Source organism: candidate division WOR-3 bacterium, from assembly GCA_039802005.1.
In the GTDB taxonomy this organism is placed as follows: Bacteria; Hydrothermota; Tepidihabitantia; order SM23-42; family JAOAFX01; genus JAOAFX01.
Genome location: JBDRVV010000026.1, coordinates 1 through 24,765, shown reverse-complemented (window position 1 = coordinate 24,765; position 24,765 = coordinate 1). Strand labels below are relative to the sequence as shown.

Below are 24,765 nucleotides of genomic sequence, written 5' to 3'. Positions count from 1 at the left end.
TCCTATACCTGTTTCATCTTTTCAATAACCGCCTGAACCTTCACCCTTGCCTGCGAAGAACCCATTTCCTCCACGGCTTTTTTAACGAGAAAATCTATGAGAGTTCTCAGTATCTGGACAATCTCATCCTCTTTTTCAGAAGGCGGGGTCTGTTTGAATTCCATTTTTTCACCAATAATTCCAACCATGGGAAGGATATCCGTTGCAAGGATACCAAGCCCCTGATTGAGAATTTCGATCCAGTGCGACTTTTTGCCACCGCTTCCGAATTCTTCAACGAGAAGATTGATTTGCATTAGTTTTGAACTAATACTCCTCGGTAATTGAACCTCAACCTTGGGCGGAGGCGGTGGTTTTACTTCTTCAACAACTTTTTCTTCAACCTTTTCCTCAACTATTTTCTCTTCAGGTTTTTCTACCTTTATTTCTTCCTTAACTTCTTCCTTTACTGCTTCTCTGGTTTCTTCAGGTTTGATAAGTTGCTCCTGCACACGCAGTATAAATTCTTTAGGATCCTGTTCTCTTTCAACCTCTATCCCAATATACTTACCATTATGAAGGAAGATAATCAAACGATTCGCACCATAACATAAAGAAACAAAATTTATATCTCCCAGATTGAGTGTATTCTTTATAACCTCTGCTGCTGATGAAAAGAATGCGGTGAGATCGCCAAGGGGTGAAGTTGATGAACCCTTCACCTCTTCAATTGAACCGTCCTCGGCATTGACCACCGCATAGTTTATGATTCCGGCAATCTTATCCAGTACATCCATCACCCGCTCCTTTTTATTTCAATTCTGCAACCAATTCTTCAAGTTTTTTCTTGAATAATAACTTTCCATAGATTTGTGGACCCTCAGACCGGACGAATTCATCAAAACTCTTTCTGAATTTATCAATCTGCTCCTGGGACAATGGATTCTGAACCGATATCTCAAAAGTTTCTTCATTAACATTTATTGAAGCACCAAGGATTTGATTTTCAGGGTTCAACTCTGACCATCTCCTAAACCAGTTTAGCCCATTTTTTCCAAAAACCTTGAATAAGGCGTTAAAATATCTTAACAATCCCGCCATCAACCTTTCTGCTTCTTTGGGGTCATAAACCAATCCCTGTTCTTTAAGCCAGACTATGGTCTTTATGGTCTCATACCCACCAAGTTTGGACTGGGCAATTATTTCATTTATTGTCCTTTTACCATCAACCATTGCCAGAACCTGCCAGTCTGTGCGGCGTAATGCCACTGCAGAAGGCAATTCCTTTGTTGATTTTGCCAGAACTGCATCCCTTGGGGGTAATCGGTCTTTTATCGTTTCAAATTCAACCCGCCGCCGTTCAATATTTTCATTTAACTTGCCAACATCTTCGGAAATAGTCTGTTCTGTTGCTCTTACCCCTGATTCAAACACGGCCTTTTCAAGCTGAACAAGAGAAAGATTTAATAATGATTCAAAACCTTTCTCTGTTCCATCTGTGGCATGGACAATATGCCCGTCACGTAAATACACTTCGCCACTCAATTCACCACTTACCCTTACCACACCAGTCTTTTTCAATTGTACAAGAAATTGTAATACATCAGACAGATTGAATTCCTTTAAATTTATCTCAAAATCTGCCATTAAATCACTCCCAGCCAGTTATGCAAAAGAAAATAAATCCTGCCAATAAATAAAGAGACACGCGCCATGATTGTGTATCCAAATGATGCGCCAAACGATATCATCATAAACCATATGCCAATCTTCGCACCAATGCCGAGTGCCCCTTTATGCTCTTTTGAAAAATAAAAATAGGTAAGGGTAAAGATAACTCCACCTATAATCAAAATGTTTGATATTACATTAAAAACAGGAATACCCTTTAGCGGCAGAAATGTTGCCTGTAATTGGGGGAAGATATCACCCTGGACAATCTGGGTAATGGAAACCGCCATTGCAACACCCATGGTAAATGTCAGGGGAATACGTATCATCCATGAAATTTTTGGAATGAGTGGTGCAAACATCAAAAGTCCGATAAAAATTGGAAATATGTTGTACCACTGCCCTTTTGTAAAAAAGGGCTCAAATAGATTGGGCCAGGCAAAATCATACCAGAGCACAACTGCCCAATAACCAGCAGAGACACCAACAAATATATTTTCGGCAATTTTATAGAATGGATTATCTTTATAAAGAAACGAATAAATCGCAAGGGTTAAGAGTGCAGCAATCCATATTCCAATTGCATTGATCATTTTTTTCTCCTCTGATATAACAGTATCACATTGCCAAGCACAATAAAACCTACAAGGAGCAGGTGTACAATTGATTGAGAATCCATACCCCTTAGTCCTCTTCCTTTTCTATCAACAAGTGTCTCATACTCGGCTGCACCTTTCAATCCACCTAAAAGTCCAGTCAATTGTCCAGAGCTCAAATAAGGATATTGCTGTGGTGCCATAATTGCAGTAGTGGCACCGCAGATTGTTACGCCGTACCGCGCATGGAAATATAATATCCAGTGTAGTATACCCGGGTCACCAGCCGAAAATGTCATAACCATTGATAAATCCTTCGCTGATTTCACTCTCCTCCCCAACGGAAGTGAATCTATCGGAGTTCCCTGATAATCAACCTTTATCACATCAGAAAAATTCCTACCCAAACTCAATAGCATTACTGCTCCACCAGGACGATAGCCAACATTGATATAATCTTCACCATATCTTTTGTTATAAGATTGTGCAATTTTATTTAATGCGATATTGCCCAGTTCGCTGCCCGCAGGCCAGAGACCCATCATATATATTTTTAAATCTTTACGAAAACAATGCTCAATAAATGCCTCGGTCGCAGGGTATAATTCTGCCTCACTGCCCGGGTCATAATCAGTTGAGATAAGCACAATTGAACCCGGAGGTAAAGATTCAACTTTATTATAAACATTCTTAACTGGCTTTGTAATATCCACCGGTAAATTTAAAGGCGCAACCATCGGAATAATAACTGCCAATGCTACAAGTAGAAATATGATTCTACGGTCAAGATGAGCGAGGTGGTCAAATATTTTCATAAAATGCCATCCGTAAATTCGTCTGACGTCTATCGGTTGCGAAAAGCGAAACGGCTCCGCTTAACGAATTACAACTAACTTTCAACGAAACGCATTTCGCAACCGTAGGACATTCAACTACTCTTCCTCCATAAACCCATTTCACACCGCCCTTCCATGAATTCTTATCGCCTTTGTTTCCATATTGAAGTTTAGAACTTCGCATTTCGTATTTCAAATTTCTATTTCTCACCGCCTCCCCCCATATAACTTCTTTCAATGCCTAAAAGCACTCTGAGCGCCATTGAAATCAAACCGAGGTCAATGCCAAACAATATCCCTCTTTTCGCCGCAGTATTGGGAACCTGCATAATCCATTCTACAAGGTCCGGAAATTTATTCCATATTAAATATCCTATCGGAATCCTGCCGATCATTACAATCACTGCTGCAATCAAAAGCAATGTTGCTTCCGGGGTCTTTGCCCTGAATGCCCGGAACGAAGCTGATGCGACAAAAAATGCCAGCAAAGAAAACATCGTCGCACCAAGTGGCACTTGAAAATTTTCAAAGAAATATAAAAATATTTTTGAATCCCTTCCGCCAATAAAGCCCGCGCCAAGCATTACCCCAAGAAAGAACAAAAGGATTATACTGTACTGCCAATCTCTCAATTTTCTCTGAATCTTATCAATATTTATTTTTATCAAATTGAAAATGCCGATAAAGACAAAAAATGCGGCAACACCCTGGTACCATAACTGGAGTAATTGCGAACTATCCTGGGCAAATTTGGCAGGAATAAAGAAGGTTATGAGCATATAAAATCCGCAAAAGAAAACAATCATTAAGGGTATAATTATCTTCATTCTATTGTATTGAATAGGTTGATGAAAAACTGCCAATTAAATATCTGGCTTATAACACCAATAACAATGACCGCGATGAATATCAGTTTACCGAAGTCCTGTCCCTTCAGTGAACCAAGTTGTATCGGCTCCTGTGAAAGATAGGCACTTGCTGCATACAATTCTTCTCCGAGCAAAGTAAAATCACAGGCCGCAACAAAGAAAGGCAATTGGTCAGGCATTGCTGTTCCCGCAATCTGAACCGCACCGGTTGAATGTCCGGTCTCGGCAAGGATAAGGGATTCTGCATAAAATGTTCCAAGATAAAGATTGGTTGCCGGCCTTTCACGAACCATAATTCCATCAACTGCAGAAACATAGGCAAACTGGTCATCAGTTATATATCTGATGTTGTCTGGATTATACCAGTCAGGACGGCCTACCCGGGTTGCCGATTCCTTTACCACCTGTTGTGCCATTGTCATTGCCATTGAACGACTCGTCGGCACATACAGGGGTGTTCCGTATTCGGCAGTTTTTTCCGCAACCCTTGCCAGAATGCTCATTGAGGCAATAGTCTGCGGGTCATCAATATCCATTATACCCGGCACATATAAAACCGGCTTACCCATTTCGGTTGCCCTGCCGATAGCCTCTTCAATTGCATTCAATGCAGGTATCTTCCTGATGAATAATTTTTTACCTTTTCGGGCACGCCTTATATAGAAAAGAACGGATGCAAAAAGTATAATTATACATATTGCCATGGGCAGACGCGACAGATTAAAATATTGAACAACGGGTTTTACTGGTCCGGCAATATTGGAAAAGATCAAAATGCTATCCCGCTTACCCGAAACTTTATAATAATAATCATTATTGGGTTTCAAATTGGAATCACGGAAATCCGCCTCAATGCCATTTACCTCACCAATCTTTTCAAAATTTTCCCCCGCATTAAGACTTCTAAATATCTCAAATGACTGAAAAATCTCATCACTTTGCCATTTCAAAATAATGCTTGAACCATCATCATTGGGCACATCAAATGCCCTTAAATCTATATTATATATAATAATGAAGAGTACTAAAAACATTTAATAATTTTATTCAAAATACTTTCAATGTCAAGTGCTGATTTTATGCCATTTTTTAAAGTATTTTATGCAACTTATTGTATGAAACCAGAAATATTTATTAAATATAAAAGAAAACAAATATTTATCGGCAGAATAACGTGCATATTGATGATAAAATTTTGACTCAGGAAAATAAATGATTTTAAAGCCCTGACTATGGAAACGACGACACCAGTCAACATCTTCAAAATAAAGAAAAAATTTTTCATCCAACAAGCCGATTTTTTTAATTAAAGATTTTTTTAACAACATTGCTGCCCCCAGAACCCAATCTACTTCTTTCGTCTCCTTGTGGTCAAAATCAAGCATTAAATATCTCTCCACTTCTCTTTTACCAAAAGAAAAATTTTTTAAAAAAGTTCTTCTAATAAAAGGTGTCCAGAATTTTGGAAACCGAAAGCAAGAATATTGAACAGAATTATCAAAATTCAATAACTGAGGAGCAATAATACCAATATTTTCTTTATTCTCAAGAAAATCAATCATCTTTTCTATTGCCCCAGCGGTTATTAATATATCCGGATTGATGATTAAGACATATTTGCCTCGGGCAATTTTTATTCCCTGATTAACTGCCCGTGCATAGCCAAGATTTTTTTTATTATCTATCAAATGAATATTTATCAATTCTTCAAATTCTTTAATTCTATTTCTAATTGGTATTGTTGAATTATTATCAATAATAATTATTTCACAAGGCAAATTCAGTTTCTTTTCAATGATACTTTTTAAACATCGCTTTAACGCATGGCTTGAATTGTAGTTAACAATGATTATTGAGAGCATTTTTTCGTCAAGAAAACCAACGACATGGGTATTTTTTCTACGGGGGTATAAACATTTTCTACCTTGACCGAAAAATTGTTCTTATCGAGTCTATTTTTAGAATGTCTTATTTCTTCTTCCACCGCCATTGTCTTATAGAATACCGCCTTTCCTTCGGGTGCAATCAATAAATCAATGGTTTTTATTAGTACATTAATCTTTCCCGCAGCCCTTATTAAAATTAGATCAAACTTTTCATCATGGTATTTTTCAGCACGATCGGCAATTACCTTAATGCCAGAAAGATTTAATTCTTTAATTAAATACTTAAGAAAATTCGCCTTTTTCTTTATGGATTCAAAAAGGGTAAAATTCATCTCAGGTTTTAAAATTTTTATCGGTATTGAAGGAAAACCAGCACCAGCACCAATATCGCAGGCATTTTGCTCGTTTGTAATAAATTTTAAAATCATCAAAGATGGTAAAAAATGTTTCAAACTTATGCGCCTGTAATCATTATTGGATATCAGGTGGAGACGGCCCTTGCAATTATAAAGAACCCTTAAATAAATACTAAATTTATCTAAAATATGCTCTTCTGCATAAATACCCAGTTCTCTAAAACCTTCTTTCAGAGTCTTCAATTCACTCTCAATTGATAACATAAGAAATTCTGCTATGTTGTAAAAATATTTAAGATTTTTTTATCTTATCCCAGACCCTGTCCATCTCTTCAAGACTCATTGATGATAAATCTTTATTCTCCCTTTTTAACTTTTTCTGCATAAGTCTGAACCTCTTCACGAATTTTTTATTTGCCTGACGCAGGGCCTCTTCAGGATCAATTTTTAAATGACGCGCAAGGTTGACACAAGAAAATAGAATATCCCCCATTTCTTCTTTCATTCCATTTTTTGAACAAGTTTTCTCTAACTCTTTAATTTCCTCAATCAATTTTTGCATTGGACCATCCGCATCACTCCAGTCAAATCCCACCCTCGCTGCTCTTTCCTGAATTAAACGTGCTGCAAGCAAGGCGGGAAGTGAAAATGGTATGCCCTGGAATATATCTTTTTTTGAACTATGCCAGAATTTTATGATTTCTTTTGTATTTTTGAATCTCTTTGACTTAAAGACATGCGGGTGTTTGGTTTTATATTTTTTTATAGTATCAAGCACAATTTCTTCCAAATTAATACCCTTGTTTTCAAGCAATTGGCTAAGAAAAAATCCAAGAAAGAGCAAATCTCCCACTTCTTCTTTCATAGAATCAATATCATTTTTTTCAATCGCATCCACTACTTCGTACGCCTCTTCAATTATATTGCTCTTCATTGTATTTAGAGTCTGTTTCCTATCCCAGGGACACTTTCTCCGTAAAGTTCTGATTAGTTTGATAAGGCTAGTTATTGAATCAATAGTCTTCAAATTCTTCTTCATCGGTATTTTGTTCTAATAAGTTTGGGGTTTTCTGAAAATCAGCATAAAAATCCTCTTCAAAATTAAGACAGCATAATAATTTTCCACATATCCCCGATAATTTACTCGGTGATAAAAAAATATTCTGCCGTCTTGCCATTCTTAGTGAAATTGATTTTAAATCGCCAAGAAATGTAGCACAACAGATCTTTCTTCCACAAGGGCCAACGCCACCACAGTACCTTGCAAAGTCACGGGCACCGATCTGTTTTATAACAATTCGTTTATTTAATTTCTGTGAAATATAACGATGAAGTTTACGAAACTTCATCTTCTTTTCCGCTGTAAAATAGAAAATAACCCTCTCCTCATCAAATTGGCAATGGGCATAAACAACCTTCATATCAAGACCGAACTCACGAACCGCATTCCTGAATTCGATCAAGCATACTTCTTCATACTCTTTTAATTCATCCAGTTTGACAAAATCTTCATTATGCAAAGAACGTAGAATCTCACCGACTTCTTCTTCTTCTATTGGTGGACCTATTATTTTTCCTACATCAACTCCATCTTTACTTCTGAAAAGCACCATTTCTCCTGTAGAGTACATACCTTCGCCTTTTGCCACAACTTTCCAGAATGGTGTTATTTCAAGTAAGTAATTCATTTCTTAATTATATATATTTTTTCACCTTTTTTAATCATACCCAGATCATCTCTTGCCTTTGTTTCAATCAAAGTTCCTTTTTTGTAATCAACGATCCTTCTTTTTAATAGTTCATTCTCAGCCTCAAGAATGATTATATTCTTTTTCAAAATTTTTTCCCTATGGTATGCACTAGCCAATAAAAATATCTTTCTGCTGAGATAAGATAAAGGTAGCAAAATAAAGATTATTATTATCAGCCATCTTTTAATAATGGATAAAAAGGCTTTCTTCATCCCCCCTCAATAAAATTTATCAGGAGCTGGGCTTGGTGTAATGCTGATAATAATAGTAATATCTGTGGCGATAATATCTTTGAGTTACATCAACCCCGTTCAATACATAGCCAATTATCTTTTCGCCGGCACGTTCCAGTTCATCTTTAACCTCAAGGACTGCATCCCGGCTTGTCTTCCCACTCATCACCACAACAAGAATTGCATCACAAATTTTGCCTAAAACTCTTGCATCAGCAATGCCTAAAGCAGGTGGTGCATCAATCAGGACATAATCAAAATTATTTTTAAGTTCTCCAAGTGTATCAAGCATACGATTTGAGCCAAGTAATTCTGCCGGGTTGGTGGGTATGGTTCCACTTGTTATAAAATAAAGGTTTTCAAATGGTGACTTCACAATTGCATCTTTTAATTTTATCCGATTGATCAAAACATCGGTTAGACCATTATGATTGTCTTTCACAATATCTCGGAAATAAATATGTAATTTTGGTCTACGGAAATCACAATCAATTATTACCACCTTATGACCCTGTTGAGAAAGCGTGATGCCAAGATTTAGAGTAGTTGTTGTCTTTCCTTCCTGCGGAATTGTTGATGTAATCAATAATGACTTAATGGGTCGTGCTGCTGCAGAAAAAGAAATATTTGTTCTTAAAATACGATAGGCTTCAGCGATATCAGAATGTGGTTCATGGATCGTGGGAATATCGATATGATTTTTGTTCTTTACCAGAGGAACAGATGCCAGGACTGAAATGCCCGTCAATTCTTCAATCTCTTTTGTCGTTTTTATAGTCGTATCAATGTATTCCAATAAAAAGGCTCCACCAATACCAATCAGTAATCCCAGCAAAAACCCGAGGATTGCATTCTGTTTTGGTTTTGGCTCCACCGGTCTATCAGGAATTATTGCGTGGTCAATTATTCGCGCCTGACTTATTTGCATCGCTTCCGCGATCTTTGATTCTTCAAGTTTACTAAGAAGCATTGTATAGATTTCTTCATTCGCCTTTTTCTGTCTTTCCAGTTGTGCTAAATTCACCTCTGCCTCAGGAAGCTGTTTCAATCTTCGGTTGTGTTTATCAATGATTTGATTTAACGCATCTATTCTACTTTGTAATGCAATAAGGCGCGTTTCACTATTTATAATATTCGTAATAAGGGATTGAAAAACAGGGTCTCCAACCGAAGGACCTGCTAAAGCAATCTGTTTGCTTGTCTGATTGATTTCCTGTTCAACCTTAGAAATCTGCTCCTGAATTTCTTTTAACTTTAATGGGTCATTCTGGTATTCCTGTTTCTGGATCTCAAGATTTTTTAATTGCTCTTTCAATTTTATGATTAATGGGCTACTTGATATTGTCGGAAATGATGCCATGCGTTTGTAATATCCATAACTTGCCTCATCCTTTGCAAGTTCACTCTCAAGTTTCTTTATACTGCTTTCTGTTTCATGGAGTTCAACTACTGCCTTCTCTCTTTCCACCTCAAACTGGGCAACGGCATTTATAATTTCCTTTGCAGTCTCGCTAAGCAAGAAAACCCCACTCTGTTGCTTATATCGACGCAGATTCTCCTCCGCACTATCAAGCTCGGTACCGAAAATTTTAATCTGACTTTCAATAAATTCCTTTGAACCACGTGCGGATTCTCTCAGGCTTTCCAAAGTATAAAGAATATATTCCTGCGATAAAGAATTAGCAATCTTTGCGGCAAGTTCAGGCAGAGTTGAACGTGCCTTCAGTAAAACAAGTGAAGTATTTTTAATCTGATTAGCAGAAACATTGTGCATCAAATCCTCGGTTGCCTTCTCAATATCAGTAATTGAAAATTCTAAATAATCACGACTCGGCTTTTCTTTTAAAATAAATTTCAAACCACCACTGCTGAACATTTCACCGATACTTCCTCTGCCTACGACTTCTTCTCTTTGATTATATATTGTAAAATCTTTGCCCTCTTCTATTTTTATTAAGTATTTGCCTGGAGGAAAATACTCACTTACCTGGATCGAATCAAAAAATACCCTGCCATGATTATTTATAAAGAAATTTAAACCAAGTTTTTTGACCACCGAGCGGGCAAGGGCACGGCTGCGAATGATTTCCAGTTCGCTCTCAACCGGGTCAACACGCTGTGGGGTATATAGTTCAGTAAAAAACACGGGCTTTGACTCGGAAAGTTCTAATTTGAAACGAACTTTCGCCTCATAGACCTTGGGCAAACTTAAACTTATGAAAAAGGCACTAAATGAAGCAACTACAACGCAGATAATAATTAATATACGTCGTTTGTAAATGATATCTATATAATCTTGAAAGGTTGGCTCTTTATTCATCTTGCGTAAATTATAATTTGTAAAATCAATGTGCCAATGCTGAAAAGCACTGACCATTCCTGGAGTGCCGGCATAAATCTTCTTGGAATAATAACCACATCACCAGGACCGAGGTTCAATTCGTCTATTTTCTTTCCGCTCTTAAGTATCTTTTCAAGATTCACGCTTCTTTCTCTGCCAAAATTAAGAATCTTAATCCTGCCAATATTACCATTTGAGGTTGGACCTCCTGCCATCGCCAGAAGATTGGCAAGATTTTCGTTGCTTTTAAGATAATATTTGCCTGGAGATTTAACTTCACCAAAAACATTTATCTGGTAGTAGATATTAATCGTCAGAAAGATATCACCGTAATATTTATGAAATTCATCAATGAGCATCTTCTCCAGAGAATCCGCAGGAATATTTTTTATGTTAATTTTTCCCAGAAGCGGGATATTTAAACTTGTATCGGTATCCACAAGATATTTACCGCTTAAATTTGGTTGATGCCATATATCAACCTCCACCGCATCGTTGGGGAGTAAATAGACATGAGGAGATAAAGTCAGAAGCATCAACCAAATCATAACACTATAATTATATCCATAATCTCCTCGCTGTCAACAGTCAAATAAAAATTGGCTATGAAATTCTCCCTGCTACTTTATCCCTAAATATTATTTAAAAAAAAATTGAAATGTAAAATCTTAATCTTACAATCTACAAGTATAAAATAGGCAATTTGAATAACAAGTAAAACGATTTTTTGATATTCGGAGAGTCAGCCAGCTACGATGTGGGATTATCCTATATTAAGAATTTTGCGGTTCAAGAGACTATCCAGACATTCAATTTATCAACTCTACTTAACCAACTTTTACTACAAACGTAATAATCCTTATTCTGATGGGGAGTTGATTGGACATCTGAGGTGTGACCTTGCTGCGAGGATTGTCTCTTCTCTGTCATTTAGCCTGAGCGGAGTGAAGGCGTAGCAATCTCAATTTTTAAAATACAATTATTGACATTAGACTTTCTTAGATTAGAATTTGCTGGAGGTTGGTGATGAGGAGATATATTATTTTTTTATTTGTCATATTCAATTATCTTAGTGCAGGTACTTTTAAATATGAGATTGCTTCAGCTGCGTCTCGCAATGACAATAATTTTCTTTGTCACCCTGAACTTGTTTCAGGGTCTAATAAAGGGTTTGTATTTGATTCATTAAGACGATTGCCGCCGAGATTGAGGGGATTTGGGAACGAAGATTACTTCCAGACTTTTATTAAGCCGAGACAAAGAGATTCCCTCAATGTCCGCTGTGTTGGCAGATGGCCCTTTGGACCGGGATTTGAGGTTTATGGGAATGCGAGCACAAATATTTTGTGTTTTGGTGCTGGTTCAGGAGTATTAGTCTTTGATATTTCAAATCCGAGTAATCCTGTGCGGTTAAGTCAGATTGCGGTCAATGGTTTGATAATGCAGATCTACATAAAAGACACTCTTTTGTTTTTTTCAAGTTATGGTAATGGGATTGAGGTATTCAATCTGGCAAATCCTTCAAGTCCAATTAAAATATCTCAAATCAATGTTTCGGCAAGGGATTTTTGTATTAAAGACACTTTTGCTTATTGTGTTGCAGAAGATAGTTTGAGAATTGTAAATATTGCAAACTTAAACAATCCCTATCAAGTTGGTGCGTGCCGGGATAGTAGTTATACGATTTCAATTTCTGGTAATTATGTTTATACTGGTGGCAGGTGGAAGCTTTCAGCGATAAATGTTTCAAATCCAGCAAATCCACAGGTTGTAAACTATCTGCCGTTGTGGGTTTATACCCTGACTGCTGATGGCAATCATCTATATTGTGTGATTCATGCTACGCCTGGGTTTAGGATTTATAATATTTCCAATCCCTTGAATATCTGGCAGGAAGGTCAGTTGAATGTGGGTGGAGTTAATATTTATAAACTGGGTTTTTATGTTTATCTGCCTGGTTTTGTGATTGTGGATGTGGGTGATTCGGCGAATCCGTTTGTGGTCGGTGATACGAGTCTACCTGTTTATGCCCAGGCGGTCTGGGTGAACAACAACTTTGGCTATGCCTACATTGCCAATGACTGTGTGGGATTAACACAAATTAACATTAACAACCCGACGAATCCGACTGCCCAAAATTCAATCTATGGTGCTGATGATTCAAGGGATGTCTTTGTGCAAGGGAATTATGCGTATGTTTCCAATGCAAACAAAGGTTTGAAGATTTTGGACATAACTACGCCCTCAAATCCTTATGAGGTTGGAGAATACAATACAACAGGAATAAATCCAGACCTCGAAGCACTTTGGATAAGGGATAGCATCGCTTATCTCTCCGTTGGATGGCCTTTGCGATTTAGAACTATTAACATTAGTAATCCATCTTCACCTTACTTTATTGGTGAATGTACTCTTTTAAATATCGGCACAGATATGGTCGTACGAGATTCTTTGGCTTATTCACTCGGTTCCGGTCGGATATTGCAGATCGTAAAAATTACGGATCCATCTTCCCCTGACACTTTCCCCCGATACTATATGCCAAATTATACATCAGCGTATGCAATTTTTCTTCAAGACAGTTTTGCCTATATTGCCAATGCTGATTCAGGATTGCGAATACTAAACGTCTCTAATCCTGCTGCACCTTTTGAGGTGGGGCATTTTGATAATCCGCCGGGCGGTTATGCCACGGGCATTTTTGTAAAAGATACACTTGCTTATTTTGGTACTCTGAATGGCGGTTTACGAATTTTGAATGTAAAAATTCCATCTGCACCTCAAGAAATTGGGATGCACCCAAATCCTGCGCTTGATGTTGTTGTTAAAGATACGATTGCTTATGTTACATCAAGATTGAGGCGAGTGAATGTGATAAAGGTGGTTGACCCAACAAATCCCGTAATAGTGGGTTATTACGACCATTGCGACGATGTGCGACGTCTATTTCTTGACAGTTCCTTGATTTATGTTGCGTGTTATGAGAGTGGTATGTTGATTTTAGAATGGCTTGGGGTGGGCATAATAGAGCACGATATAGGAACATCGGTAAGCAGAACTACCGAGTTTGATATTTATCCTAATCCTGTTAGAGATTTTATATTATTGAGGTTTGCGCTGCTGTGCCCGGAGGTTTATGAAATTAGCGTTTATGACATCCAAGGTCGTAGGTTATTATGCTTGGACAAAGGTTTATATGCAAAGCGTGACACTTGTAAGTATAATCTGCGGGATTTACAAGGTGGTGTTTATTTTGCCCTCCTCAAAACGGTGGATATGGCGTTAGTAAAGAAATTTGTGGTTGTGCGTTAAGATTAGGCTAAAAAAGGAGGAATAATGAAGAATGTGTTGGTTGCTATGACAATGATGGCGGCGTATTTATTCGGCACCGCCACCATATATGATGTGGAGTTATCGTTTAACGATAACTTCGATGCACGCGAAGCGCGGCAGACATTTCTCGCCACAGCGGATAGTATCAGTGAGGTATCATTCTTCTGCGGGAGGAAGATCATTCCTGGTTATTATATTTTTACCGTTGAAGAACTTGATGGGACACTATTAGGTGAAACTCATAGCGATTCGGCAGGACTTTACGATTATGAACTCGTCTCAGCTGAGTTCAATCCTAAAGTTCCGGTTAGAAAAGGATTTACTTACCAATTGCATATAAAACACTCACGGTCAGACCTATATTCCACCAACTTCTACTACAACCGCTCCAATCCTTATCCTGATGGGGAGTTGATTGGTCATCCGGGGTGCGATTTGGCAGCACGGATTGTCGGTATTAATAACTTTCCAAAGGATTTGTTCGGGATGAATTCCGGGATGACAGTAACTCCAAATCAACAACCCCAAAGATTCTGGTATAAAGAAATGTGGAAATCAGGGATTGACTCAATGAAGGCAATGGGTGTAACCTGGGATAGAACAGGATTCTGTGCCTGGCAACATTTTCAGTGGGAAAATAAAACACCACAGGATACAATCTATAAATGGGGCTGGTGCGATACACTAATGCGTTATTATGCTGAAGATACTATTAATGTCTTGTGGTGCTTTTCAAATAGCACAAGATGGGCATCCTGTTGCGATTCTATTGATACTTTAATCTATGGTGTGCGAGGACATGAATGGTATAAGGGCTTTCCCAAAAATTTATTTAAATCAGTCTTGCTTCCAAATGGCTTTATTAATCATGAAAATTATTTTGCTCGTTATGTCTATAAGTTTGTTAAACGATATGGTCCGAATGGCGACTTCTGGAGGGAAAACCAAAATTTATTTTATTTACCGATAAAATATTACGAAATATGGAATGAACCGGAATGGCTTTTGGGATTGGATAGCAGCGGCATTCAGATTCGCCATCGCTGGTGCAATGATTCAATATTTGACCCTTATTATGATAGTTTAATTCTTGTTGATAATAGCCCATACAAGAAAAATAGCTTGATAAAGGTCTATACCCGAATGTGTATCGTTGCTGACTCAGCAATTAAAAAGGCAGTATCTGATAATTATGCATCACCGGATAGCGTATTTACGATATTTTATGTCCCTCATTATGGTACAACTAATTTAATTACTACACCAGAATGGTTAGCTGGATTATCCACAAATGGCTTAGGGAATTTCTGTAAAGGGGCATCTATTCATTCCTATGCAACTCCCCAATCTATACCATATTTCCATCAGCGCCAGAAACAGACCCTTGATTCGGTCTGGTACTATTTAAGGCATTATGGTTTTGGTGATAAATTTTTATTATGCACCGAGCATTCTACGGGTTGTTTTGATGCAAGTTATGACTCTATCGGTATTGCCTTTCCTGTGCAAACAGATGAACAACTCGCCACATTTACAACATTTATTGCGAATGATAATCCCGCAGGGCCTTTAGGCAATGCCTTTCTATGGGCTTTCAGCACTCGCTGGACACCGGATATTGACTGGGAAGGTAAACTCTGGGCGCTCACCCGGCTGGATTTATCAAAGCGACCACCAGGTTATGGATTTAAGCAGTTAACAAATTTTTTCAAACATAACCGATTTAACAAGTGCTTGACATTGAGTGTTGCTTATGATACTTTGCGGATCTATGAATTTGAAAATCTACAGACAAACAGACGAATTTATGTTGGCTGGAAAGAATGGGGGATCAGTGGTGATTCAATAGTGTGTAAGTTGCCCTTGCGCACCAATGCAGGAGTAGTGCAGAAAGTAGCATATAATGCTAATCCGCAGTCATATATCAGGTCTGCGGATTCAAGGGGCTATGTGAGTATTGCTTTGGATACGGTTCCTAAGTTTATTTATGAGCCAATAGATTCGGTATTAAGACGGCCGGATTTGGTGATTGATAGTGTCTGGACTGAGCCTCCCTATCCCCGGCACGGTGATTCGTTGAGGGTCTTTGCATTGTTACGAAATATTGATGCACTTCAGGCAACAACCGATACAGTATTTGTCCATTTTTACAATAATGACACGCTGTTTGCAACGGTTATTCTAAAATCGGCAATAAGACCAAATAAGTCGTTAATTGTATTTTCAAATGGAGTATTTTTAATAAAAAAGGGACTTCATATATTGAAAGTCATTGTAAATAAGGATAAAAATTTTATTGAGCATAATTTTTTAAATAATTCATATTATTTAACCCTCTCAGTACCCTATTAATTTACTCTAACAAAAATTTTTTATTTTTATATTTATTCTTATAAGGATTCTTGACTTCTATTCAAAAATATGTAAACTAATTTCTATGAGTGAAAATATGAGTTCTGCATTATTATCATATATCTCTATTCTTTTAAAAAGGAGAAAATTCATTATTAAATTCATTGGTATTGTTACCATTATTGGAATTGTAACAAGTTTTGTTTTAATCCAGCAATTTACTGCTACTGCCACCATTCTTCCACCGAACACCCAGCAGGACGCAATGTTCGGTTTGTTATCTACCGGAATTTTAGGAAGCATGACCACTCTTGGTAGATTAGGTAATATCCTGCCTGGAACAAGCACGCCTTCTGATTTATTTGCGGCAGTAATGCAAAGTGACCGCATAAAAGATGAGATAATTAATAAATTTAATCTTATGAAAGAATTTAAATGCAAAACTATGACTGACGCAAGAAAAGAATTAAAGAGCATTACAAAAATAACCGTAAATAATGAAGGAATTGTATCTGTAAGTGTTACTTATAAAAATAAATATTTGGCCGCGAATATTGCTAATGCATATATTGAAGAGTTAGATAAATTCAACACTCAGACTGCAATGACTGTCGGTAAAAAATATCGTATTTTTATTGAACGGCGTCTAAAGGAAAATATTGATTCACTCGCTAATGCTGAAGAAGCCTTAAGGAAATTTCAAGAGAAACATCGCACGGTTGCGTTAGACATAGAAATTGAAAATGCCATAGCAACCATTGCAAAGTTAAAAAGTGAGATTATTTTGCGTGAGGTTCAGAAAGGAACAATTGCCTCAGAGAATGGTATAAATAATCCATTTGTTGCAAATATAGATAGGGAATTGAGAGAATTAAAAAGACAATTGGCAAGGATTGAATTTGGAACACAGGATACTACAAGAAAAGAATTTGGAGCGGGATTTTCCATGCCGTTTGCCAAATTACCTGAGTTATCTTTAGAATATGCCCGATTGCTCAGGGAACTTAAAGTGCAGGAAGCAATCTATGAGCTTTTGACCCAACAGTATGAACAGGCAAAAATAATGGAAGCAAAGGATACACCATCAGTCCAATTCCTTGACAGAGCATCGCCCCCCGAAAAGAAAAGTTTTCCGCGGCGAGGCAAAATAATAATGTTATTTTTTGCAATAAGTTTATTACTAAGTATTTTCCTATCATTTCTATTGGAATATATTCAGCAATTGAGGAAAATTCCTGCCTGGCAAAATGTTTTTGATACCGTAGTAAATGACTTTCGCAAAATTAAGCAGTTAACAATACAAAAATTTAGAAGAAAATAAATGTCTCTTATTGTAATAAGTAATATTTGTAAAATTGAAAACTATTTCTTACTTACGCTAAAATATTAAAAACTTCTACTAATGTACGAATTGATTTATAGGGATTAAATTTACTCGCCTGATTAAGCGCTTTTTTACTCATTATTTCATAAAAGGACCGATCCTCCATCAATCTTATTATATCCTCGGCAAATGCTTCGTAATCATCTGGTTTATGCATTATACCGCCCTCACCGATAACTTCTGGGAGTGAAGACACATTAGAAGTTAAAACAGGGATACCTGACTGCATTGCTTCTAAAGGTGGCAAACCAAATCCTTCATAAAAAGATGGAAAAAGAAATAATTTAGCCAGATTATACAAATAAGGTAATAACTCATCATTTATATAACTCAAATATATCACATTATCACGGCGTTTTATTTCTTTCATAATTGAATCGAACCCAAAACCTGGTTTGCCAGCCAGAACTATTTTTATTTTGTATCGTTTGCTTTTAATTATATCACCAATTTTCAAAATACCTAAAATATTTTTACGATTTTCGATAACTCCCACATATAAGATATACTCTTCCGGGATTGATAGTTGTCGCATCAAATTATCGCGCATTTCTTTACTTATAACCCGTGGTTTAAAAATTTCTGAGGCAAACTCATATATAACGAAAATCTTGTTAGAAGATATGTTATAAAATTTCAGCAATTCGTTTTTGGAAAATTGGGATACAGTTATAATCTTCTCACAATTGTAAATTGCAATAGGTAAAAATATATCCAGATAATTACGATAGAAACGGTCTTTATAAGAGGAATCAATTTTGTGGCAGATATCGTGAATTGTAATTATGCTTTGCCATTTTGATTTATTTAACTTTATTGGAGTAAGGTGATTAGGAGAAAATAATAATTTGATATTATATTTATGCAACGCTTTGGGCAAGACTATATTTAGCCAAAAAGGAGAATATAATTTTGATGGCAGATACTTGCCTGTTGCTACAATTTTGTAAAATTCATTCCCACAATAAGGCCTTTTGTATGAAAATAAATAATACCTATTTTTACTATCTATCTTGGGTAAATATTTCAAAATACCCAATAAATATCTGCCTATTCCTGTCACACCCTTTTCTAAAACACTAATATCAATTCCGATATTCATATTACCATCATTTAAAATAATTAGCAGCACCAAACTTGCGTTTAAAAAAATCAGTAAAGGCCAATCTAACTGCCTCCACTCTGTTTAAATCGCCTTTTATCGTCCATAATAAAGATTTTAGAATCGAGGTTAAAATAAGGTACAGGGTTGAAATTAAAAACCACCCTTTAAAAAATTTTCGTGCGAAATACAGTCTGTTCCTCGTGATGAAATACAAAGGTAACACATCAATATTTCTTGTACTCGCAACATTCACTTTGTGTAAAATCTTAGATCTTCCAACATAAAATATTTTATAGCCAGCATTTTTTACGCGATAGCAAAAATCAGCATCTTCTAAATATAAATAGTAATTTTCGTCAAATAAACCAATCTTCTTTAAAACATTTGCTTTAATTAAAAGGCAGCAACCGGAACCAAAAGTAACAAATTTAGAATTGTTAAATTTTTCTTCATGTTTACCATCTCCATAGGAGAATCCCGACGCACGGAGCCTACTGATATATCCGCCCGCGCTCCAGATTATATGCGGTGCTGAATAATAACAAATTTTTGGCACGAGAATTCCAATATCTTCATTTTTCTCTCCCTGTTCTATAAGAAAGTCTAAGAAATCGGGCTCTACAACAGTATCATTATTTAATAATAATAAGTAATCTGAACCGCTCCGCAAGGCAAAATTTATCCCTGTATTCACACCACCCGCAAATCCAAGGTTGGTCTTATTTTTTAATATTTTTATATGAGAACTAAATTCTTTTTTTAACAATTCTACATCATTCCTTTCTGAATTGTTATCAACGACAATTATCTCAAAATTGGTATATTGGCATTTTTTTAAAGAGCGAATACATTCTATAGTGTCTATCGCACCATTCCAGTTAACTAATATTATTGATATTCTGGGCATCGTGCTCCTATATTTCAATTAAGATTTTCTTGAATCTATTGATATGATGATAGCAATCGTTAAAAATATATTAAACACCGTATTTAACATTGTAAGAGGGTTCGTGAAAAAAGAAATTACAAGGATATAAAAAGCCATTGAATATACACTAAGATTTAATAAATTGGGAGAGGTCCGCAATGAGTAATAAGCAAATCCCGTTGCGGCGCCGACGAGAAATGGAAACATAACCACACCTAAAACACCGTAGTCATAATAATATGGCCAGAAAAATGAAAAAGTATTGTATCCACAAATCAAAAAAGGCCTTTCTATAATATTAAAAGTCTCTGCCAGCCAGTGTTTTACTCCTATAAGCGCAAGAATAAAGTCGCCAGTGAAATAACCATATGTAAAGTTTTCTAAATTACTTACACCCCGCGCAAAATTTTCTAAATTCATAACTATATACATATAGGGCTCCGTAAAAATTGAGAAGGTTGCAGGATATTTCATTTTAGAAATTACATAAATATAATTTTGCACATACGCAACCAATCTAACCTTTTGTATTAAACTTATGATAATGGCTAATAAAATACCAATCAGTAAGATATGCTTTAAACTTACACGTTTTGTAGTATAATACAAGAGTGCTAATAACATTAAAATCCATATTGTCAGATTAAACCTCTGTAATGTAAAAAAATAGCTTATTATTATTAATAAAGACAATACCATAAGTAAAATTTTCTTCTTTTTGTTTTGCTTTATGAAAATGAAGTATATTGATACCAAAAAAAGGATCGTTGGCATTGAATTTACCAAAAGATGAATGCCAAAAACCCCCCACTCAACTCTAGCTCTATCTGGAATTGAAGCCCAAAAAGGTAGATAGCCTTCTAAAATTACTTCGGTGATATAACTAATGAAATAAATACCAATCAGTATCACTAAAGAATAAAATAGTCTTTTTCCATTAATGGCATAATTGAAATAATATCTTCTTATTTCGTCAACATATAATAATCGTTCCTTTGAATAGACCAGATATGCGCCAAAAATACCCGTCAACAACGAAAAAATACCTAGTAAGAGCGTAATCCAACTATATAAATCCCATTTATGTTGAAAATAACTTAATTTTAAATCTGCAAGCCCAATCGCAAGCGCCCATACAAATGCAAAAACCCGTGATGGCGAGAATAAATCAACAGACTTTCTGCGACTATCAAGGAGTAAGAAAACACAAAGCAAAAAACAAACGATAGATAAATAACTCATAATTTAAACAACCTTTTCAGAAAAAGTTTAGCTGCAATTATTTCACCTGGTTGTATTTCTTGGAAAATGAAAAGCATAATAATATAGACTATAACCACTACAAATAGGCTGACAATTAAAACAATCATATAGTGTGTAATAAAATGCTTTATAACATAAACGGCGACAATCAAAGGAATCAACACTACTGCCAGTTTTATGATGGTCATCCATGGTATGCTCCACTCTATATCATTTTTTGTACCAAAATATACCAGCACCGGATATAATGAAAAACATATAAGTGTAGTTATAGCAGCACCTATGTATCCATAGGGCGGTATGAAAAATACATTTAAAATCAACTTCATAATTGCACACACCAAAACATATAAAAACATTTTATTTGTTTTTTCTCTCAATTCAAGGCCTTTATGTCCAAACATTGCAAAAAACCACAAGAGTATGCCAGGTGCTATAATCGGGAAAATAATTGAACCCTCTCTATATCCAGGACCCAAAAATATACGAACAAACTCACCTTTTAGTAGCACTATATATGTAGTGATCGGATAAACTAAAAGTAAAAAATATCTTGAAAATGCATTTATTAATTTTTTAATTTCATTGAGTTTAAAAGAAGAATCAACATTTGCCTTCATTATTAAAGGGTGTGCAGCATTTAGCAGAGGAACAGTAATAAAGGATATTGCCGAAGATATTAAGCTATAGTTTGTGCTGTAAATGCCTACTTCATTACTTCCGCGGAAGATTTGCAAAAAATATCTGTCAGATACCATAAGTAATTCAGAGCCTATAAACCAACCGACCATGGGAAATCCATAACCAAAAAATTGTTTAAATAAGTTTATAAATAAAGCCTTCTGTTTATCTTTTTCTGTAGATTCCTCAAATGACTTTTTTGCGACAAATAATGTAAATATAATCGGTGTGACAAGTATAAAAGAAGATAAAAAAGCGCCCCAGAGAAGTCCGGAAATATCCATTTTTATTACAAACACAAAAATTAAAGATAAACCTAATTTAAAAAATGCATTTAAAATGGTGTATAAAGTAAATATATTTGCCTTGGTGTCCGCTTGGAAAATAGTCAAGACTACAGTAAACCATATATCAGCGACAATTATCAATAATGAAACCAGATAAAATTTTTCATATTGATGTAGTATTTTCTTAAAAGGATAAAGAACAGTATATAAAAGTATCAGCAATAAGGATATAAATATAAGTATCTTAAAAAGATTTATATTAAATATAAACTCCATATTATAATATATATATTGTGCCCTATAACGAAGAATTGATTGCAATAACCATTGTGAAAATATCGCGGTAATGATAGTAGTAGTAGTAATTATGATAATATATTGCCCATAAAATTCTGGTTTAAAAACACGAGTAAATATCGCAGTAAAAAAAATAATGGTTAATCCTGGAATAATTTTTGCCGGAAAATATATAATTGTGTCCCTGCCGAATTTTTTTATTAAATATCCAAATTGATGTATTTCTTCCATTTATAACAATATATTAAATTTGGCTACCAAGTCAAGGAATTTAGCAAATATCTTAACACCCTATCCCAGGTATATCTTTCTTCAATTAGTCTTCGGGCTTCGGTTGATATTTTAGCACGTAGTTCGCTGTTATTTATCAGTCTTATCACTTGTTTCGCGAATTCATCCGGTTTATCAGCAACTAAGATATGCTTATTGGGTTCCGCCTCAATCCCTTCTAATCCGATAGATGTCGTCACCACAGGTGTGCCAAGCGCCATTGATTCAAGAATTTTGTTCTGAATTCCTGCTCCCACACGGATTGGAGCAACAGAGACCTCTGAATTCCAGACATATTCGTTCACATTTGGAACTTCACCAGTTACATAGACATCTTTAATTTTTGCTAATGCACGAACCCTTCTTGATGGCTCAGTTCCCACGATATAAAGCTTAACTTGTGGAATCTCTTTTTTTATGATTGGGAAAATCTCTTTGCAAAACCAGACCGCCGCATCGGTATTGGGAAATGTTCTCATATTACCAATAAAACATATCTTTTTATTTTGATGGTCATTCAAGCAAAATGAATATTTTTGTACATCAACTCCATTTGGTAGAACCTCTACATTAATGTTCTCGTCTAAACTTTTTAGATAGTCTCGGTCAATTGGGGAAACTACAAAAGTTTTATCAAAATAACGCCAGATATTTTTTTCGTAGTTTAAAACAAGATCTTTTTCAAAACGATGTATTATTGACCATTTCCCTTGCGTATACTGCATTGCCCTTGTATAATTTAAAGATTGTGCGTCAGTCATATCAAGAATTTTATAAATGTTAGATTTTTTTACATATTCTGCCATTCTGATAAGGTGAACAAATATGATATCGAATTTGCCGTTGGTAAGTTTTTCTTGAACTAAATTTTCCATTTTTTTGGATTTGTAATAAGAAATTTGAAGTGGCACTCCTTTAAATAAACCGACAATACAGTTTATATAAGATTTTATTTTTGGCAGGAAAACAACATTTATCTCGTAAAAATAATCTTTATATGCAGATGTTAACTCGGAAGATAATTTTTTATCGGTAAAACATAAAATTGAAACTTTATGATTTCTGCTCAAATATTTTAAGATATAAAAAAATCGTAATTTATCGCCACCTATTGGAGGAAATGGAAAGCGTGAGGTCAAAAAAAGGATGTTCATAATCTAAAGTAGTTAATTTTACTCAACTCTAATAAAAAATCAATATGTTGATTTTATGTTATATTTAATTATAATATACTATGAGAATTCTTATAATCGGGCATACCGGATTCATTGGCAAGTTTTTGACTTATAAACTGGTAGAAAAAAGTCATAAAGTGATTGGTTTGGATGTTAAAGAACCGTCTGACGAGCAAAAAAATATCTGTGAAAGTATTTGCGGAAATATTTTATCACCAGCAGATGTAACAAAATCACTCCATGGTGTGGAGCTTGTTATCTCACTCGCAGCAAAACATCACGATTTCGGTATTACAAAAGAAGAGTATTTTAGAGTAAATGAAGGTGGAACTATAAATCTTCTCAATTGTATGTCAAAATTAAATATAAATAATCTTATTTTTTATAGCAGTGTTGCGGTCTATGGAACGCAAGATAAACCAACAACTGAAGATAGTTTTACTACACCGGATACTGATTATGGTAAGTCAAAATTAGCAGCGGAAAAAGCAATCCTCAAATGGGTTGAAGAAAATAATACCAGAAGTGCAATTATAATAAGGCCAACGGTCATCTATGGACCAGAAAATTATGGCAATGTTTATAATCTAATTGATAAAATATATAAGAGGCGCTTCATCTTTGTGGGAGATGGTTCAAATATCAAATCCGTTGCCTATGTTGAAAATCTTGTTGATGCAACTATTTTCTTAATGAATTATTTAAAACCAGGTGTTAATATTTTCAATTATTCTGATGAACCCCAGATGACGACCCGGGAAATTGTTAATATAATAACCGAGTTTATGCCGCACGGTATCCCTAAAATTAAAATTCCATTATCAATAGCAACTACCGCGGGAAGTATTTTTGACATTCTGGGAAAAGTATCTGGATATAATTTTCCAATTACTGCTGCAAGAATGAAAAAATTTAATACTGCCACACACCACAAATCAGAGAAAATCAGGCGGTTAGGCTTTGAACAAAAAATTTCAATAAAAGAAGGATTTAAAAGGATGGTTGAGTGGTATTTAACATCGGTAAAAAGTAGCAAGTAGACAAGTTATAGATAGATTGGCTATTTAAATATTGATAAAGTAAGTCTTTATATTCTTTAGAAAAGGTTTTCTATTATTTTTGCTAACTGTTCAAGAAACTCTTGGTCTTCCTTAGTAAATGGGGAAATCCTG

23 protein-coding genes are annotated in these 24,765 nt (G+C 35.5%); 4 read left to right on the top strand and 19 right to left on the bottom strand.

The genetic code is table 11. The features are described 5' to 3' along the window. Positions 1 to 2 precede the first annotated feature (2 nt). From ABIL69_08850 to ABIL69_08785, 14 genes are read right to left on the bottom strand one after another with little or no spacing between them, the layout of a single operon-like run. A complete protein-coding gene (locus tag ABIL69_08850) occupies positions 3 to 776 on the bottom strand; it encodes a hypothetical protein (GenBank protein MEO0124093.1) in 774 nt (257 codons plus the stop codon). Between the two features lie 13 nt (positions 777 to 789). Next, complete coding sequence (locus ABIL69_08845; protein ID MEO0124092.1) at positions 790 to 1,626, bottom strand: DUF4388 domain-containing protein; 837 nt, start codon at positions 1,624 to 1,626, stop codon at positions 790 to 792. After that, a complete protein-coding gene (locus ABIL69_08840) occupies positions 1,626 to 2,243 on the bottom strand; it encodes a hypothetical protein (GenBank protein ID MEO0124091.1) in 618 nt (205 codons plus the stop codon). The genes ABIL69_08845 and ABIL69_08840 overlap by 1 nt, the downstream gene beginning before the upstream one ends. Then, positions 2,240 to 3,061 carry a hypothetical protein gene (locus ABIL69_08835; protein MEO0124090.1) on the bottom strand — a complete coding sequence of 274 codons (822 nt, stop codon included), beginning with the start codon at positions 3,059 to 3,061 and terminating at the stop codon, positions 2,240 to 2,242. Before ABIL69_08835 ends, ABIL69_08840 begins: the two co-directional genes overlap by 4 nt. Beyond that, the gene (locus ABIL69_08830; GenBank protein ID MEO0124089.1) at positions 3,048 to 3,293 is read right to left on the bottom strand and encodes a hypothetical protein; all 246 of its coding nucleotides are present in this window, start codon (positions 3,291 to 3,293) and stop codon (positions 3,048 to 3,050) included. Before ABIL69_08830 ends, ABIL69_08835 begins: the two co-directional genes overlap by 14 nt. Next, positions 3,283 to 3,909 carry a hypothetical protein gene (locus ABIL69_08825; GenBank protein ID MEO0124088.1) on the bottom strand — a complete coding sequence of 209 codons (627 nt, stop codon included), beginning with the start codon at positions 3,907 to 3,909 and terminating at the stop codon, positions 3,283 to 3,285. Before ABIL69_08825 ends, ABIL69_08830 begins: the two co-directional genes overlap by 11 nt. After that, positions 3,906 to 4,985 carry a DUF6754 domain-containing protein gene (locus ABIL69_08820; protein ID MEO0124087.1) on the bottom strand — a complete coding sequence of 360 codons (1,080 nt, stop codon included), beginning with the start codon at positions 4,983 to 4,985 and terminating at the stop codon, positions 3,906 to 3,908. The genes ABIL69_08825 and ABIL69_08820 overlap by 4 nt, the downstream gene beginning before the upstream one ends. 30 nt (positions 4,986 to 5,015) lie before the next feature. After that, a complete protein-coding gene (locus ABIL69_08815; protein ID MEO0124086.1) occupies positions 5,016 to 5,813 on the bottom strand; it encodes a glycosyltransferase family 2 protein in 798 nt (265 codons plus the stop codon). Beyond that, a complete protein-coding gene (gene rsmG, locus ABIL69_08810; protein MEO0124085.1) occupies positions 5,801 to 6,457 on the bottom strand; it encodes a 16S rRNA (guanine(527)-N(7))-methyltransferase RsmG in 657 nt (218 codons plus the stop codon). The genes ABIL69_08815 and rsmG overlap by 13 nt, the downstream gene beginning before the upstream one ends. Positions 6,458 to 6,485: 28 nt before the next feature. Beyond that, positions 6,486 to 7,232 (bottom strand): nucleoside triphosphate pyrophosphohydrolase, encoded by a 747-nt coding sequence (mazG, locus tag ABIL69_08805; protein ID MEO0124084.1) that lies wholly within the window; start codon positions 7,230 to 7,232, stop codon positions 6,486 to 6,488. Then, positions 7,207 to 7,881, bottom strand: coding sequence for a regulatory iron-sulfur-containing complex subunit RicT (ricT, locus tag ABIL69_08800; GenBank protein MEO0124083.1), 675 nt, complete (start codon positions 7,879 to 7,881; stop codon positions 7,207 to 7,209). Before ricT ends, mazG begins: the two co-directional genes overlap by 26 nt. After that, positions 7,878 to 8,156, bottom strand: coding sequence for a septum formation initiator family protein (locus ABIL69_08795; GenBank protein MEO0124082.1), 279 nt, complete (start codon positions 8,154 to 8,156; stop codon positions 7,878 to 7,880). The genes ricT and ABIL69_08795 overlap by 4 nt, the downstream gene beginning before the upstream one ends. 19 nt (positions 8,157 to 8,175) lie before the next feature. Beyond that, positions 8,176 to 10,497, bottom strand: a complete 2,322-nt coding sequence (locus ABIL69_08790) for a polysaccharide biosynthesis tyrosine autokinase (protein ID MEO0124081.1) — start codon at positions 10,495 to 10,497, stop codon at positions 8,176 to 8,178. Next, positions 10,494 to 11,066: a polysaccharide biosynthesis/export family protein gene (locus ABIL69_08785; GenBank protein MEO0124080.1), complete on the bottom strand. Its 573-nt coding sequence runs from the start codon at positions 11,064 to 11,066 to the stop codon at positions 10,494 to 10,496. The genes ABIL69_08790 and ABIL69_08785 overlap by 4 nt, the downstream gene beginning before the upstream one ends. 478 nt (positions 11,067 to 11,544) lie before the next feature. Between ABIL69_08785 and ABIL69_08780 the strand changes: the two genes are divergently transcribed. The 3 genes from ABIL69_08780 to ABIL69_08770 all read left to right on the top strand — a co-directional run bounded on the left by ABIL69_08780 (position 11,545) and on the right by ABIL69_08770 (position 17,524). Continuing rightward, on the top strand, positions 11,545 to 13,830 hold the full coding sequence (locus ABIL69_08780; GenBank protein MEO0124079.1) for a T9SS type A sorting domain-containing protein: 2,286 nt from the start codon (positions 11,545 to 11,547) through the stop codon (positions 13,828 to 13,830). 24 nt (positions 13,831 to 13,854) lie between these two features. Continuing rightward, entirely contained in the window at positions 13,855 to 16,203 is a 2,349-nt protein-coding gene (locus ABIL69_08775; GenBank protein ID MEO0124078.1) for a hypothetical protein, read from the top strand. A gap of 85 nt (positions 16,204 to 16,288) precedes the next feature. After that, the gene (locus ABIL69_08770) at positions 16,289 to 17,524 is read left to right on the top strand and encodes a Wzz/FepE/Etk N-terminal domain-containing protein (GenBank protein MEO0124077.1); all 1,236 of its coding nucleotides are present in this window, start codon (positions 16,289 to 16,291) and stop codon (positions 17,522 to 17,524) included. 52 nt (positions 17,525 to 17,576) lie between these two features. Here ABIL69_08770 and ABIL69_08765 read toward each other — a convergent pair whose 3' ends face one another. From ABIL69_08765 to ABIL69_08745, 5 genes are read right to left on the bottom strand one after another with little or no spacing between them, the layout of a single operon-like run. Continuing rightward, positions 17,577 to 18,719, bottom strand: a complete 1,143-nt coding sequence (locus ABIL69_08765) for a glycosyltransferase family 1 protein (protein ID MEO0124076.1) — start codon at positions 18,717 to 18,719, stop codon at positions 17,577 to 17,579. Continuing rightward, on the bottom strand, positions 18,697 to 19,599 hold the full coding sequence (locus ABIL69_08760) for a glycosyltransferase family 2 protein (GenBank protein ID MEO0124075.1): 903 nt from the start codon (positions 19,597 to 19,599) through the stop codon (positions 18,697 to 18,699). Before ABIL69_08760 ends, ABIL69_08765 begins: the two co-directional genes overlap by 23 nt. An 18-nt stretch (positions 19,600 to 19,617) precedes the next feature. Beyond that, positions 19,618 to 20,862 carry an O-antigen polymerase gene (locus ABIL69_08755; GenBank protein ID MEO0124074.1) on the bottom strand — a complete coding sequence of 415 codons (1,245 nt, stop codon included), beginning with the start codon at positions 20,860 to 20,862 and terminating at the stop codon, positions 19,618 to 19,620. Then, complete coding sequence (locus ABIL69_08750) at positions 20,859 to 22,379, bottom strand: polysaccharide biosynthesis C-terminal domain-containing protein (GenBank protein MEO0124073.1); 1,521 nt, start codon at positions 22,377 to 22,379, stop codon at positions 20,859 to 20,861. Before ABIL69_08750 ends, ABIL69_08755 begins: the two co-directional genes overlap by 4 nt. A 23-nt stretch (positions 22,380 to 22,402) precedes the next feature. Then, entirely contained in the window at positions 22,403 to 23,572 is a 1,170-nt protein-coding gene (locus ABIL69_08745; GenBank protein MEO0124072.1) for a TIGR03087 family PEP-CTERM/XrtA system glycosyltransferase, read from the bottom strand. An 80-nt stretch (positions 23,573 to 23,652) separates the two neighbouring features. Here ABIL69_08745 and ABIL69_08740 point away from each other — a divergent pair, with 80 nt between their 5' ends. Continuing rightward, positions 23,653 to 24,633 (top strand): NAD(P)-dependent oxidoreductase, encoded by a 981-nt coding sequence (locus tag ABIL69_08740; GenBank protein MEO0124071.1) that lies wholly within the window; start codon positions 23,653 to 23,655, stop codon positions 24,631 to 24,633. Positions 24,634 to 24,765: the final 132 nt, after the last annotated feature.

Coding starts and splice junctions, on each gene's coding strand:
- ABIL69_08850 (MEO0124093.1), bottom strand. CDS start 776: ATGGATGTACTGGATAAGATTGCCGGAATCATAAACTATGCGGTGGTC.
- ABIL69_08845 (MEO0124092.1), bottom strand. CDS start 1,626: ATGGCAGATTTTGAGATAAATTTAAAGGAATTCAATCTGTCTGATGTA.
- ABIL69_08840 (MEO0124091.1), bottom strand. CDS start 2,243: ATGATCAATGCAATTGGAATATGGATTGCTGCACTCTTAACCCTTGCG.
- ABIL69_08835 (MEO0124090.1), bottom strand. CDS start 3,061: ATGAAAATATTTGACCACCTCGCTCATCTTGACCGTAGAATCATATTT.
- ABIL69_08825 (MEO0124088.1), bottom strand. CDS start 3,909: ATGAAGATAATTATACCCTTAATGATTGTTTTCTTTTGCGGATTTTAT.
- ABIL69_08820 (MEO0124087.1), bottom strand. CDS start 4,985: ATGTTTTTAGTACTCTTCATTATTATATATAATATAGATTTAAGGGCA.
- ABIL69_08815 (MEO0124086.1), bottom strand. CDS start 5,813: ATGCTCTCAATAATCATTGTTAACTACAATTCAAGCCATGCGTTAAAG.
- rsmG (MEO0124085.1), bottom strand. CDS start 6,457: ATGTTATCAATTGAGAGTGAATTGAAGACTCTGAAAGAAGGTTTTAGA.
- mazG (MEO0124084.1), bottom strand. CDS start 7,232: ATGAAGAAGAATTTGAAGACTATTGATTCAATAACTAGCCTTATCAAA.
- ricT (MEO0124083.1), bottom strand. CDS start 7,881: ATGAATTACTTACTTGAAATAACACCATTCTGGAAAGTTGTGGCAAAA.
- ABIL69_08795 (MEO0124082.1), bottom strand. CDS start 8,156: ATGAAGAAAGCCTTTTTATCCATTATTAAAAGATGGCTGATAATAATA.
- ABIL69_08790 (MEO0124081.1), bottom strand. CDS start 10,497: ATGAATAAAGAGCCAACCTTTCAAGATTATATAGATATCATTTACAAA.
- ABIL69_08785 (MEO0124080.1), bottom strand. CDS start 11,066: ATGATTTGGTTGATGCTTCTGACTTTATCTCCTCATGTCTATTTACTC.
- ABIL69_08780 (MEO0124079.1), top strand. CDS start 11,545: ATGAGGAGATATATTATTTTTTTATTTGTCATATTCAATTATCTTAGT.
- ABIL69_08775 (MEO0124078.1), top strand. CDS start 13,855: ATGAAGAATGTGTTGGTTGCTATGACAATGATGGCGGCGTATTTATTC.
- ABIL69_08770 (MEO0124077.1), top strand. CDS start 16,289: ATGAGTGAAAATATGAGTTCTGCATTATTATCATATATCTCTATTCTT.
- ABIL69_08760 (MEO0124075.1), bottom strand. CDS start 19,599: ATGCCCAGAATATCAATAATATTAGTTAACTGGAATGGTGCGATAGAC.
- ABIL69_08755 (MEO0124074.1), bottom strand. CDS start 20,862: ATGAGTTATTTATCTATCGTTTGTTTTTTGCTTTGTGTTTTCTTACTC.
- ABIL69_08750 (MEO0124073.1), bottom strand. CDS start 22,379: ATGGAAGAAATACATCAATTTGGATATTTAATAAAAAAATTCGGCAGG.
- ABIL69_08745 (MEO0124072.1), bottom strand. CDS start 23,572: ATGAACATCCTTTTTTTGACCTCACGCTTTCCATTTCCTCCAATAGGT.
- ABIL69_08740 (MEO0124071.1), top strand. CDS start 23,653: ATGAGAATTCTTATAATCGGGCATACCGGATTCATTGGCAAGTTTTTG.